The sequence below is a fragment of the Methylobacter sp. BBA5.1 genome, from assembly GCF_000746145.1.
Classification (GTDB): domain Bacteria; phylum Pseudomonadota; class Gammaproteobacteria; order Methylococcales; family Methylomonadaceae; genus Methylobacter; species Methylobacter marinus.
The window spans coordinates 1-14,486 of record NZ_JQKS01000040.1; the positions used below are offsets into that span (position 1 = coordinate 1).

Genomic DNA, 14,486 nt, shown 5'->3' on the forward strand with positions numbered 1-14,486 from the left:
TCATCGACGAGCTGGGCTATCTGCCGATGAACAAGCAGGGCATGCACAACCTGTTTCAGCTCATCAACGCGCTGTATGAATACCGGTCGATCATCCTGACCACCAACAAGGCGTTCACGGACTGGGGCGAGTTCTTCTTTGACGACAATGTGGCCGTGCCTATCGTCGACCGCATCATCCATCATTCACATATCTTTATGCTCGGAGGGGAAAGTTATCGGCTGAAAGCGAAGCTAAACAACTCATATTAACCGGAAAAAGTGGCTCAATTTTAATGGCCGAAACTGGCTCAAAATTATTGGCCATTGACAGTGATGTAAATCATGAAAATATTTGTCGCTTCAGATATACATACCGAGGTAGCAAGTCGCAGATTTGATCCGACTTTTGACTATGAATCTTTACGCTTTGATTATCCCAGTGACGCGGATGTCATTGTGCTGGCAGGCGATATAGGCGAGTGGGTCAATGGCCTTGAGTGGGCAAGGCATCGCTTCAAACAACAAGAAATTGTCTATGTGGCCGGCAATCATGAGCACTATGACAGTGATCTAGCGACTATTGACGAATTACGCCGTAAAGCTAGAGAACTTAACATTCATTATTTAGAGAGTGAGTCGGTCATAATCAATGGCATCAGATTCTTAGGCTGCACTTTATGGACCGATTTTGATAACTATTCGGCTGAAGAAATTAATCGAGCCTGGTCGACCATGAATGATTACAAGTACATCTATTGCAGACCCTGGTGGTCAAATAATCAAAACAAAGAAGAAGCGCTACAGTTGATGCAGCTTGATTCGCTATGCGGATTCGATCCCGAATATTTTTCGCCCACGGTTGCGTATCTACTGCACAAGCAGTCATTGCAATGGCTACAACAGCAACTCGATCAACCTTATGATAGAAAAACTGTTGTCGTGACACACCATGCACCGACTTTGCGATCGACTGACAATACAGCTTACGGTTCAGACTTGACACAATTTATAAAAAAGAATGCTGGCAAAATAACCTTATGGTGTCATGGACATATTCATAAGTCAGCCAATTATGAAATTTCTGGCGTAAGAATAGTGTGCAATGCACGGGGTTATCCGACGCCCAGCGGGCTCTCATCTTGTTTTGATGAAAAAAAATTGATATGCCTGTAAAACAAAATAATCGCGGCATTACAGATCAACAATAATCGGTGTGTTAACTAGACAATAATACTCGTCACTCTATGCCCAAACGTGTTCAGGCTTTAGAATAAGCACATACAAGCATCAGAGCAGCTCAACTGATTGCACGACGCCGTCCTTCATCGAGAAGTTGTCTTGTCTTCCGGGCTTTAAATGCATCTCTTTTGCTGATTCGCCGACATATCCTGAAATTTTGTTATAACTAAAAATGAACTGTTCATTCAGATCTTTAGCAAAGACATAAGCAACACCCGCATCATCGCTTACCCGAGCAATAACTCCATTATAATTGTATGTTTCTGTCGGCATTATTCTGTTATCACAAGCAGTTTTGAATGAAAAATTTACTGAAGTTCTTGCTTGATGCGAACTTCAGTAAATTTTTCATTCAGCTGGCTGCCCTGAATGTTCATCTATCCGCTGGGCATAGTGGTTTATGAAATCAATCATGCCACGTGTCATTTCGTTGCCGCCGACGAACTCAACAAGCAGCTGACCATCAACTTTTTTTACATTGATGGTTGCCGCAGGCATAGCATTGTGTTCTGTATGCCACTTCGCAGACTCAAGCAGAATTTTTACTAAAAGCGCCCAGCCGAAGCCGAGCTCCAAATCATCAACTGATGAACAATCCACATCAATTTCTTTGATTTCATGGCTTGGCCTATGACATGCGCATCTTGTAGTCAGCCAGCCCTTGTGCTCATACCGTACACCAGGAGCTCCACAAATTTCGCAAGTCACTTGCGAAATTGTATATGCCAGCATTGTTATGCCTGTTGAATATTTGTCACCAAACTGAACATAAAAGTTTAGCGCTCCCAATTTCTCTTTTACCTGCTCCGCACGTATTTTTTGGTCATGTTTGCTCAGTAAAAATGACATCGTATCAATGAGCCTACACCAGCCATCGCCGCACGCGACTCCCTCTATCATCAAGGTTTGCTGACGATTGCGATATAGCGTTGGATAGTCTCGATATAACTTCTCTTCAAGATCTTCTGTCATGTATTTTGATTTGAGTGCCAATAGTGATTAGTGACATCGATTTCATCTTGCGCATCGTTAATCGCTGTCCACCTTCGCCAGACGTATTCCGCATCTGGATGAGAGCCCGGAGCGCCATGCAAATAATAAATGCGACCGCTTTTGGTTTTTACCAACATTCTGGATCGGTCAAAGGCTTGAATTTTTGATGTTACGCGACCGTAGCAATCAAAAGGAATATAGCCAACAAGGTGGTGTGTTTTTTCAGTTTCTGAATTGATCAGCACTTCTCTGACCGACCAATCGACGAGTGTTTCTTCTGGTCGCTCACTGACGGGCGCTATACTAAAAATTGTCATTGTTAAGCTCTATTGTTGATTCTGGTTTGTATTGATCGTGTTTCCCCTAAGCCTAAAATACTTTTTTGTTTATTGCAAGTGTTTGTTTTTTAATGTATTTTTATCTATAGAAAACCACATTTAGGTTTGAAAAATTACGTGAATAGCCCTAAATGTTTTCACATAAGTCTAACGTTAAAAGTAATTCCAAAGGTTTCTCAACGGCGCACAAATAGAGACTTGAATGAAATATTTGTTGTAATTCTTATCTCGCACGAACTACAGCAAATATTTCATTCATACATGCTTAGCCTGATGCTATGAAAGTAGCGGAAATGCCCTCGATAGTCTTTTGAAAAGAATCAGCTACCCTGCTTTTTGATGGAAGATCTCGCCGAAGAGATAAAGTATCTCCACATCCGCCCCTTCATCTTTCTCGCATGTAGGTTTAATCGACCTATCTGTTTATATCTCGTGAAAAGGTATTGAAAAAGCTATTAACTCAAACAAGAGCATATAGATTATGATTGGCCGATTTTTAACGTTATTTAGGGTAAACACTCGACACTGATTGACATGCCAGAACTTCGATTTTATATTCCCGCCTCTTGCAGTATACAATCAGCCTCTATGCAGAACATTTCCAGGGCAAACAAGCTGATTGCATGCTTGGTCAGGCAGAGCGTGTACTTCAATATTTTTGCTAAACCAAGCGATAAGGACATATGCCCAGCACCAGTAAACCTGCTGACACACTAACATACCGGATCAATCTTTGGGCACGGCTCCTTGCTTCAAACAGCCGGTATCATTCTTTCGAGCTGAGCAATGATAACCTTGTATTTGTCGCTCCAAACAACAGCAAGAATCAAATCGATATCCTCAGCATTGCCTCTGGGGTAATTATTAATTCGGGCTGGTTTTGGGATGTACTGACACTTCATCTGGAAGACGGGCAAATTCTCCGGTTTGGCGGGGTTAGCAAAGCGTTATCCAAGCAGCTTCAATCTCAGCTCAATAGCCGTATTCATGATTATATCAGGCGTTTTTATCAGTGGTTTGAGTCGGCTTTATATCAAGCTAGTCAGGAAGCCAAGCTATTATTTTCTGATCATCGTTACATCCGACACACCACAGCCCATCAATGGCTGACAACCCATCAACACCTAGCCTTGGGACTCAAACGCAAAGACTGGCATCGTTATCTGAAACCAGAAGCCTTACAGGACTACCAGCAGATTCTTCCGCTCCTTGAGCGCGGGCAGCATCAGGTCGACAGTTTAAATCAGGCATTTATTGACCGGCAGATCAGCAAATATCGGTCATTCTTTGACCTGGTTGAGACCAATCCCCTGACCGAACATCAACGCAGAGCCTGCGTAATTGATGAGCAGCACAATCTGGTGCTGGCAGGCGCCGGTACCGGCAAGACCAGCACGATGATCGGTCGGGCCGGCTACTTGGTTAAGGCCGGTCTCGCCAGGCCGGATCAGATTTTAATGCTGGCGTATGCCCGTAAGGCAGCGGAAGAAATGGATGAGCGTATCAAAAGTAAGCTCGCCATCGAAAATCTGGCCGTGAAAACTTTTCACAGTCTCGGTAAACATATCATTGCTCAAGTTGAAGGCGTTGTGCCTTTAATAGACAAAATGGCCGAGGATGCCGAGCTACGGACTCGATTTGTCGATAAGCAGATTCAATTACTGCTTGAGGATGATCGATATAAATCCCGTCTGGTAACCTACTTTGTCCGCTTTACGCATCCCTACAAGAGCCAATACGATTTTAAAAGTCTAGGCGCCTATAATGCTTACATACTGGAGAACGATCTGCGCACCTTACAGGGCGAATTGGTCAAAAGTTATGAAGAATGTGAGATTGCTAACTTTCTATACCGGCAAGGCATAGCCTATCAATATGAAGCCAATTATCAGGTCAACACATCGGGACCGGACTATAAGATCTACCAACCCGATTTCTATCTCCCTGATTATGGCATTTATATTGAACACTTTGCCATCAATGAACAAAATCAAACTCCACCGTTTATTGATCAGCGGCGTTATCTTGAAGGCATGGCCTGGAAGCGGGCCTTACACCAAAAATACCAAACGCCCCTGGTCGAAACCTACAGCTATCTAAAACAGCAAGGACGGCTCACTGACGTTTTAAGCGAAAAGTTGTTGGCTGCCGGCGTACAGTTCAACCCTGCCCCTGCAAACGAACTGCTCAACAATCTTAATCAATTGGGCCGAGTATCAGAATTCAGCAAATTGATGGCGGATATTCTGACGTTATTTAAATCCGCTTATCTCGATGTCAAAGATCTTGTCGAACGGGCCAAAGGGCATGAAGACCATGAGCGCATGTTGGCCGCCGCCTATTTATTCGAACCGATCTACGACGCTTACCGGCAGCAGCTACGCGATACGGCCAGCATCGATTTCGAGGATATGATCGGTCGGGCCATTGAATACGTCGAATCGGGCCGCTATCGCTCACCTTACCTTTATCTACTGGTGGATGAGTTTCAGGATATTTCCGCCAGCCGGGCACGTTTGCTTAAAGCCTTGATGGCCCAGCAACCCGAAAGCAGCCTGTTTTGCGTCGGTGATGACTGGCAGTCGATTTATCGTTTTTCTGGTAGCGACGTATCGCTGACCAAAGATTTTGAAGCGCATTTTGGCTCTACCGCGACCAGCATCTTGGACAAGACCTTTCGGTTTAACAACAAAATTGGCGATGTCGCCTCGCGTTTCGTCACGCAGAATGCTAGCCAAATCAAAAAACAGATCAGTAGCCATCGTCATGTTGACGATATCGCAGTATCACTGATTAAAACCGGCCAGGACTCCATCGGTATTCATGCCGCCTTATCGGCGATCAGTGCTAAGTCGACCCAGGCAGTCAGCGTCTTGCTGCTGGCTCGGTTTCATTTTAAGAAACCCGATATGGCGGCTTTAAAACGCCAGTATCCACAGCTTAACATCCAGTTCATGAGCGTGCATGCCTCGAAGGGAAAGGAAGCCGATTATGTGGTGGTACTCGGTCTGGAAAAAGGTAAACATGGCTTTCCGTCTGAAAAAGCGACTCATCCATTGCTGGAGTTACTACTGCCGAGAGCCGAAGCGTATGAATATGCCGAAGAGCGGCGCCTGTTTTATGTCGCACTAACACGAGCCAGGCATCATGTATATTTAATTACCAACGGCAACAATCCATCGCAGTTTGTCAGAGAGCTGATAAACAAGCGCTATCCTATCCTGACTGATGAATTCACAGGCGAAGGCTTTCAGGACCAGCTAGCGAGCATCCCGTGCAGCCGCTGTCAGATCGGCTACATGGTGCCCAGAGACAGCCGATACGGTAGCTTTTTTGGTTGTAGCCAGTATCCGCTTTGCGATCATACGCAACACGCCTGCCAATGGTGCGGGAGCGGCTTACAACATAAAGGTCAATTCAGGGTCTGCGAAAATCCGCGCTGTGATTTTGTAGAACCTATTTGTCCGCAATGTGGCGGTGCCTTAAGTTTGCGCAAGGGACCTTATGGCCAATTCTGGGGCTGCTCGAATTACCGCAAGGCAGCGGAGTTTTCATGTGCTCATAAAGAGAAGTTCATTGATTTGCAGGCAGCAAGACGCAAGTGATTCAGGCACACCTCATATTTAATTTTTAAAGCTTAACAGCTAAACTTGTCCAATTATTCCTCAGGCTGAGCGTTATGACAGAAGAAAAAAGACTTTCGACCACCCAATTAGCGAAATTGCGCGGCATTTCCCAGGATCAGCTGTTTACTCAGTTCAGCAATCAAGGGTTGATAGAGAGAAAAGACGACAAATGGATGTTGACCGATGCCGGCGTTAAGGCGGGCGGTATTTATCAGGCGGGGAAATACGGTCAGTATGTCGCTTGGCCTCAGGATTTCGATATTCAACCTGCTAAAACAGATGCCCCTAAATTATTGACGGCAACGGCCTTAGGCCAGCATTTTGATGTTTCCGCTACTAAGATCAACTACATCCTTTCCGAGCTGGGCTGGATCAAAAAAGGGCTGAAAGGCTGGCTAGTCACTGATCAAGGCAAAAAAATGGGAGCCGAACAGGGTGAGGATAGTCGCTCAGGGATTCCTTATGCTCGCTGGCCGGAAAAAATCCTCAAAATCCAGGCGCTCAAAGATAGCGTCGACAACATGAAAGGTGTCGACAAGCCTAAAACCGATAATGACAAAATGGATAGCTTCCGGCATAAATTTGAAGCCACCCATCGTGCGACCGATGGTCATTTTGTCCGCTCGAAAGCGGAAATGCTGATCGATAACTGGCTTTACATGGCCGAAATCGTTCATGCCTATGAGCGAAAGCTGCCTATTGAAGAAGAAATGTACTGCGATTTTTATATCCCCACCGGCAAAGTCTACATAGAGTTTTGGGGTTTCGAGAACGATGAAAAATACCTGGCCAGAAAAAAAGAAAAGCTCGCGATTTATCAGAAATACAACTTCAACTTGATTGAATTGACTGACCAAGAAGTGCTCAATCTTGATGATATTCTTCCCAGATTATTGTTGAAATTTGGTGTGCAGGCGTATTAAAGGGCATTGCTTTATGGCACGATAAAAGTTTGACACTTCTCGAAGCCAGTAAATTTCTATTTAAAATCTGTTTTGAGCCAAATCTAAAGCTAATATTTATATCGTTAGACAAGAGACAACTGGCTTTCTCCCTCTATGCCGATCGCAATAGTACCCCAATGGGGATGTTTACTTTTGGTTAGCTAATTCTGGCGCTACTCACGTACAAGCTGCTACATTGCTAAGTGTGGGTAAAGTCTTCTTTTTGGTAGAGTTCCTAGATTAATATAAAGAATATGGCTACTATGCGATCAAATTTTTAATTTGCTACAAAATATACGAAGGCTTTACTAAATGGAAATCATCAATGCAATTGCCCATAAGATTATTAAAGAAAAGCAAGAAAGTGGTAAACCGCAAGTTGAAGCAATAGTTCAGTATCGGGATGATATTTTTGATCCAGAAAACCAAAAAGTCATAACACTAATAGAATCTATTTTAAAAATTTATAAAACAGGGAAAACATTCGGTTCATTTGATACAGATGTTGATAATCATCCATTTCAATCATGGGTCAAAGAAATACATAAAGACGATTATTCAAAAGAAGTATTTATAGAATTATCATGCAAAACAGTAAATAGACTCAAGATCGAGATCGAAAAGGAAAATTTTGCAACTGGTGGATATCTCGTATTCGCTCATTATGTCACTTGTAATGGACCATATTACTCAGTTGTTATGATTAAGGATAAAGGTGGGCTGACCTTTAATTCAAATATGGACTTGACTGATGTGCATCAAATAGATTTGGATAAGCTTCACCAAGCCGCTCGTATCGATTTAAATCGCCTTGAAAAGGCAGAAGAAGCTTATTTAAGTTTTCTTAAAGGAGATCAAAAAAAGGATATTACAGGATATTTTACTAAAGCATTGGGATGCACTGATTTGATCCCTTCAAATCTAGCAACTGATAATGTCTTTCACTTAATTGAGTCAATCTGTTCTGAGGCTGATATAGTAGACAAGAAATCTATTAGAGCTGAGATCCATGATTTTCTTAAGGAAAGACATCCAAAAAGCGTTATGTTAGAGGAAATTGCAGCAAAGCTTAACGCCTACTTGCCTATTGAATTTCACAGTAGCTTTATTGAGAGAGCAAACTCTGAAGAATTTAGAATTAGCCAAGAGTTTGTTCCAAATATAGCTGCGTTAAAGAAATATAAGCGTGTTTCTTATAAAGCTGCTGCTTGGGACTTGTCTTTTGATAAAAATATTTTGGGAACCCCATCATCACAAGCTGAAATTGTTTTTGATGTTGACGAAAAATCTTTAACTATAAACAACCTACCCCAAAAACTGATAAATGAGCTAAGTAATATAATAGCTGATATAAATGGATAACCAATCATTATTAAGCGATGTTGTTAAACTATACAGGCTATGTGGTAAGCCTGATTTTAACGGCAACTCTTCTGTAAATTGCGAGATATTGTATAACGAAGAGGTAAGATCGCTTATCAATAATGTTTATCAGCAAAAAGATGACATTTTAGAGCTATTTAGTTGTAATGAAAATGCCCAAAGCTTGCCTCTACCAGAAATTCAAAATAATTCAAAATTAAGATTTACATTGAATTTACCATTTATAGGTGGGTTTAAACGGTTTTTTTCAAATGTGTCGGATTTAATATCAAACCATACTGGTGTAAAAAAAGGACTGTTACCTGATGCGTTTTATTTAATCGAAAATGATTATTTAACTAGTGAAATTAATGAACCTGAAAAACTTCGACAATTGAAACAAGTATGTCGATGGATCGTTTTTTTAAAACAAGCGTTACCTCATACTGAAGAAAAAAAAGATTCTTACCTCTTCGTTCTCTTAACTGAAGATAAAGAGAGTAAGGGTTTTAAAAAGCATTTAATAGAATCACGTTTTACTGTTGATCAGCTACAGGATCTTAATGGTCTAGAATCTTTTGAGGAAATGCTAGCGAGCGAAGATTTACACTGCTATGAGAGGCTTGCGGTCGTTCGTAATGCATTGGAAGAACTTCTTTCCAAACGACCCGCTGTAAGTCAACGTCTTGGCGACATCCTATCTGAGTTTGGAGTCTTTAAGCAACTTTATCTGGATAATTATGAAACTTATATTAATGGATTTTCATTAAAAGATTTCAAAAAAGAGGTCATAGAAAAACATGAGGAATTCGCGGGAAAAATAGAAGGCACTTTAAATGATGTCTTAAACAAAGGTTTTGCGATCCCTATATCAATCGCAACTATAGCCGCTTTGATTAAGGAAAATGAATTAATTAATAGCTTAGTAATAAATTTCTCTGTTTTTTTGATATCTGTCTTTATGTGGCGTCTAATTAAGCAACATCTAGATCGGTTAAAAGACATTAAATTGATATTAAATGAAGTTTTCGAAAGGTTTGAAAACAGAGAAGAAAATGCAGCGCAGTTTGTTAATGATAAAAGAAATAACTTAATTGAGAGATCAAAATCCATTGGCAGGGATTTAGAAAGACTTAGATGGCTTAGTTTGACTCCTTTCCTTATTGCAGTTTTATTATTATTTTACAGACATCCTGAAGTTTTGATGTTTTTTCATGACTTAATTAGATAATAACTGCGCATACCAATCTAAACTAAAGCGGCTTAGTATCAAGGGATTAAAGTTACCACTGATTTTGATGATAACCCCCGCTTCGTGCACATATTTCTTACACACAAGCCACACCTTTTATGGACAAAAAACAGCTCAGCGAACGAGATATCTACTCTAAGTTCATCACTCCAGTCGTTCAGAGTTCAACTTGGGATTTAAAAATGCAGATCCGTAAGTTAGATTTTGATTTCACGCTTGTTAATCGGTGCCGAACGTTTGCCAATAGATAGGCGCCCTTAGAACTGGCAGGCAATAATTTTTATCACATTATCTTAATTAAACATTTATTGATAACTTGGTAAAAATTGGAAGCTGAAAGGGAAAATATTGGGCGCTAATTCACATATCAATTATCTCTTCTTCTGCAAACCATCCTTGAATAACTGCATATTCTTTTATTTTCGCAGGATTTTTAGTATACGCCACAATTGCTAGGCTCTTTTCTGCACGACTACAAGTTACGTAAAATAGACGACGAGTTCTATCTATGCTCGTGTCCTTACCTTCAGTAGCATTATTTATATCTTTTTGAGTAGGGGGAGTTGCACCAAGCAACTTTTCATAACTAAAAAGAAAGCCCCTAGCTTCTTCATCATCAAGAATCACCATCACGCGAGGAAACTCTAGCCCCTTAACTCCTTGATGAGTTCCGAAACGCGAGTTATTTGAAATATAATCTGCATAGGCTATCACTTGGGAAAATGGGCACTGAAGCGTTAAGTCCCATGCATCAATTACAGCATCCCTATCTTCAGTTTCACTTGTTTCTTCAGTGAATGATTCTTCTTGGGTTCGTTGAACAATAGGCAGAAGTACATCTGGAATTATCAATAATCCTAATTGATAAATTTTTTTCAGAATTTCAATGAGGGCGGGGTCTGAGTCTTTTCCCCATAAGGAAAACAGATCATCTATTGTATCTCCAGTTTTCTTTATTTGCTCAATCGGCTTTTCACATTCTTGAAGTTTATCTCTACTAAGTAAGGGAGAATATTTTTTAAGAAGCTTAGCCAGATCAAATTCATCGTTGGATCTCTTGGCATTAACTAGAGGAATAATCTGCTGAATAAAAAAAGAAACACCGGACATTGTTCCATCCAACAGCCCAGTTGATTCCTTATTCATACTATAAAGAGGTTGAAAGAAATCTAAAAAGCCACCTCTTCTTGCTGCCATAAGATGTTCAAGAATTAACACTTTTACATCATTAAAAGATTCCCATTGGACATCTATTGAAATTTCAGCCATTTGACTGGCAATCTTTTTTTCAATTTCCGTTTTGTTAATTTCTAAATTAGAGTTCACAACAAAAAGCCTAACTACACCATCCTCATTCGTATCCGCAGGCATTTGGTGCTGATCTTCTCTAATTTTATTGATTAATGTAATTACTCGTTTAGGACACCTGTGGTTAACATTTTTTACTGGTTTTGCCCAGCCTTTAGGCAAGCTATAACCTAAATCTAGCTTACCGTCTGTATAGATACGTTGCATGGTATCACCAAACAAACCAAGAGAAAATTTATCAAAATGAATTGATTGAATTTTGAAGAATGCCTCAATGAGTTCCTTTTTAGTGTCTTGACTCTCATCTATAAGAAGAATCGGATACTTTCTGATAAGAATTTTTTGCATGAGAGGCTGGCAATCTAAAAAATTAGATGCAATTTCTATAACCTCTGTATGGCTTAATGAGCCGCTACCACTATTCGAACCATTCGGATTATAGGTAAATAACTTTATTTTATCTAAGCTTGAAAGTTTTTTTTGTTTTGCTGCTATCTTTATTTCACGATCAAAAGCCGCTTTTGTTCCTTCTCGACCATTTTTTTTCTGTTCGAATAAATCTCCTAATTCTGTTTGAGTATCAGTTCTGATCCACTCCTTTATGTCATCTTGGAAAGTTCTAATAAGCTCCCAAGAAAAACTATGAATTGTAGAAACAACAAAGGCTGAATCAAACTCTAATCGTCTCTTTATCTCATCACATGCGGCATTTGTATAAGTAATAATAGCCACTTTCTGGCCATTCATACGAAGCCTTTGAATGTTTTCATCTCGAAACTTTTGAAGAACAGTAACAAGAGATCGTGTCTTTCCAGAACCAGCACCTGCAAATAGAAAAAAACTATTTGGGGCATCAAGGTTTAAACATGAATAAATTTCCTTATCTACCATAGAAAGTTCATCAGTCATCTATTACTCCACTCCGTCGCTAACTTCTTCCGTAGCTAATAAACTAGGAATTTTTTCTCTCAAATTATTCTGAAGCCACTCTAGCCCTTCTGCGATGTATCTTGGTGGTTTTATAGAGTCTGGTTCTTGAAGATAAAGCAGATCCAACGCCATTTCAGCTTTCTTAGCTGATCCACTAAGAGCTTCAAACATCTCTTTACAAGCTCCTTGACTAGTGTCTTTTAAGAGAGCGTTACATATCTTTTTCAAAAGACCTGTTGCTTTAGGCATTCCCCTCAATAAATCAATATTTGAGAGAGCCAAAGCATCTTCAAAGGTATAGGGAATACACTCAGTATCAGGTTCTCTTTCATTATAATTGACTATTATTGGGTATTGATAAGCAACGCGAATAAGTCCATCCTCAGTGACTTTACTAGAACAATTTAAAATCTCATCAAGATTTTCAATATTAGGGTGCCAATCTTTAAGAGTATCATTACCTGTCTTATATTTTTTGCCACGCTGCGGTCGAACCTTTCCAGGTCGCTCAGAGACTCGATTTTCAATCGAATCAAGATCTGTAATAACTAATGTGATCAATCCAAGTTTTTCAATTAATGGCTTGAGCCTATGAGCATGACTACCACCAATTTCAAGCACCGTCACATAAAGTGAATCTAATACTGGATAATTGCTTCTTATAAAATGCGGAACAAGCATTCTTTCTGCCGGGCCTTCAACTAGAATTACTGCATCCGCAAAAAATAGATCACAGTGGGTAGTCTTCAAGTAACGAGATGCAAACTTGGCTGTTTCGTCTTCATTACCGAAAGTCTCAGAAAGATTTATCAATGCAGCACAAGGAACATCCTTTGATGTTATTGCTGGCTTTCTTCCAAAATATCGAAGACAAGAAAAATCAATTTCATGCGCAATGTGACTAGAGTGGGTACTGACAATTAATTGTGTAGTAAACTTTTCTTTATCTTTGAGATGCTCGTGGTTTCTCAATACGGTGTAGGCTTTCTTAATAAATACTTGCTGAACCTGAGCGTGAAGATGGGCTTCGGGTTCTTCAATCAGAACAAGATGAAGAGGCTCAATAATTGATTCTTCATTTTCAAATCTCTTACCCACTTTGCCCTTTCGCATCCATTCGTCTCTGAAGCGAATAAGTTTAAACACCATAGAAATCAGATTCTGGTATCCCAGTCCATTATACTTTTCGGGAAGAGCAAGTGGACTTTCTCCATCTTCTGATTTCATTAAATTGAATTGCACTGCTGAATCGTGGCTAAGGCCATCCAGTGGATTTACCTTGCTGACAATAGTGATTGTTGGGTTACTAAATCCAGGATAGCCAAGTTCCTCAAGCTCCAATATTGCTGAGCTAAAGCTTAATTTCAACTTGCTGTCAAATATTTCCCTAGCACCATCTATTGCTGATAAAGCATCAATATCTTCAGGACCTGGAAGTTCCGATGGATTAAGGTGCTTATCGTAATAACTACGCAGTTGAGCCGAAAGACTGCTTGAACTTGGCTTATCTGATGATTTTGGATCAGAGAAACCCCTTTGGGCATTTATAATGTCGATTTTGAATAAACCATCAAAAGGCTCTGATCCAATAGCTATTGAGTTTTTGGAAAGTTCTTGAGGTTGAGCTGTACCATTCTGTGGTTGTACCAATTTTGCTGGATCAAGAAGATAGGCGTTCATTGTAAAGGTGGAAGTGAGCTTTTCGTCAAGAAAATCTCTCAAGGACTGTGGCCACAATTTTGGAGCCTTACTAGATTCCTTACTTCCACTCTTAGCAGCAGTCACTGTAGATTTTGCTGCTTTAAATGCCTGAGAAAATTCTTTGTATAGATCCTCTAGTTTTTGATCTCGGTTTAATCTTGGCTCAAAACATAAACGAACCCCAATAAGACCACCGCACCAAGAGAGTGTTGGAATAAGATGGCTTACATAGTGGATTTCAGAATCCTTCACATCAAGCCATATATCGACAGACGGCAGAATTTGCCGCCATTGATCAATACTTAGATCAAGCTGATCATCTTCAGCACAGTCTACCCATGTTTTTCCTATACTGTTAATGGTTTGCCAGTTTGAAAGGGTAAAATCAGTAGTTGCAATCTCTTTTCTCCTATCCTTCTCTAAGAAAAGGATAAGTGCGTCCATAGCTGAAGTTTTACCACTGTTATTTGCTCCAACAAAAACGGTTTCTTTATTTCCTAACTCGATTCGACAAGATTTTAGCTTTCGGAAATTTTGTATTTCAAAAAACGCTATTTTCATATTCTTTATTATTCCCTGTTTTTTTATTATTCCGCTTTAAACATAGCAGTTATTGACTATCAATTGTTGAGTTTGAGCTATGCTAATTTAACTTATAATGCTTATTAAAGCATCACACTTATATATTCACTTTACACTTACCCTCTCAACGCCTCTTAAAGCTAAGCCGAATATCAACTTTGTGATTACCTCTTCCAATTAGCTTACAAGTTAAATCAATGCTGAGCACACAATACGGTACTTTCGGTCCA

11 protein-coding genes are annotated in these 14,486 nt (G+C 40.1%); 6 read left to right on the forward strand and 5 right to left on the reverse strand.

The genetic code is table 11. The features are described 5' to 3' along the window. Together EK22_RS19135 and EK22_RS19140 are read left to right on the forward strand one after the other, a co-directional pair. The coding region (locus tag EK22_RS19135) for an ATP-binding protein (protein WP_036253631.1) at positions 1 to 251 on the forward strand (251 nt) is incomplete at its 5' end. Positions 252 to 323: 72 nt separating this feature from the next. Beyond that, positions 324 to 1,154, forward strand: a complete 831-nt coding sequence (locus tag EK22_RS19140; RefSeq protein WP_036253634.1) for a metallophosphoesterase — start codon at positions 324 to 326, stop codon at positions 1,152 to 1,154. A gap of 114 nt (positions 1,155 to 1,268) precedes the next feature. Here the strand turns inward: EK22_RS19140 and EK22_RS19145 are convergent, their stop codons facing one another. From EK22_RS19145 to EK22_RS24390, 3 genes are all read right to left on the reverse strand, one after another. After that, positions 1,269 to 1,493 (reverse strand): hypothetical protein, encoded by a 225-nt coding sequence (locus EK22_RS19145; RefSeq protein ID WP_036253636.1) that lies wholly within the window; start codon positions 1,491 to 1,493, stop codon positions 1,269 to 1,271. A gap of 75 nt (positions 1,494 to 1,568) precedes the next feature. Further along, on the reverse strand, positions 1,569 to 2,192 hold the full coding sequence (locus tag EK22_RS19150) for a hypothetical protein (RefSeq protein ID WP_036253639.1): 624 nt from the start codon (positions 2,190 to 2,192) through the stop codon (positions 1,569 to 1,571). Then, entirely contained in the window at positions 2,189 to 2,530 is a 342-nt protein-coding gene (locus EK22_RS24390) for a hypothetical protein (protein WP_152565153.1), read from the reverse strand. The genes EK22_RS19150 and EK22_RS24390 overlap by 4 nt, the downstream gene beginning before the upstream one ends. A gap of 704 nt (positions 2,531 to 3,234) precedes the next feature. Between EK22_RS24390 and EK22_RS19155 the strand changes: the two genes are divergently transcribed. The 4 genes from EK22_RS19155 (at position 3,235) to EK22_RS19170 (ending at position 9,714) form a co-directional block, all read left to right on the forward strand. After that, the gene (locus EK22_RS19155; RefSeq protein ID WP_081917977.1) at positions 3,235 to 6,156 is read left to right on the forward strand and encodes a UvrD-helicase domain-containing protein; all 2,922 of its coding nucleotides are present in this window, start codon (positions 3,235 to 3,237) and stop codon (positions 6,154 to 6,156) included. 74 nt (positions 6,157 to 6,230) lie between these two features. Beyond that, on the forward strand, positions 6,231 to 7,100 hold the full coding sequence (locus EK22_RS19160) for a hypothetical protein (protein WP_036253642.1): 870 nt from the start codon (positions 6,231 to 6,233) through the stop codon (positions 7,098 to 7,100). Between the two features lie 333 nt (positions 7,101 to 7,433). Next, positions 7,434 to 8,483, forward strand: a complete 1,050-nt coding sequence (locus EK22_RS19165; RefSeq protein ID WP_036253645.1) for a nucleoid-associated protein — start codon at positions 7,434 to 7,436, stop codon at positions 8,481 to 8,483. Beyond that, positions 8,476 to 9,714, forward strand: a complete 1,239-nt coding sequence (locus EK22_RS19170) for a hypothetical protein (RefSeq protein ID WP_036253648.1) — start codon at positions 8,476 to 8,478, stop codon at positions 9,712 to 9,714. Before EK22_RS19165 ends, EK22_RS19170 begins: the two co-directional genes overlap by 8 nt. Before the next feature lie 381 nt (positions 9,715 to 10,095). Here the strand turns inward: EK22_RS19170 and EK22_RS19175 are convergent, their stop codons facing one another. Next, positions 10,096 to 11,952, reverse strand: a complete 1,857-nt coding sequence (locus EK22_RS19175) for a UvrD-helicase domain-containing protein (RefSeq protein WP_036253650.1) — start codon at positions 11,950 to 11,952, stop codon at positions 10,096 to 10,098. Between the two features lie 3 nt (positions 11,953 to 11,955). After that, positions 11,956 to 14,235 (reverse strand): ATP-dependent endonuclease, encoded by a 2,280-nt coding sequence (locus EK22_RS19180; RefSeq protein ID WP_036253652.1) that lies wholly within the window; start codon positions 14,233 to 14,235, stop codon positions 11,956 to 11,958. Positions 14,236 to 14,486: the final 251 nt, after the last annotated feature.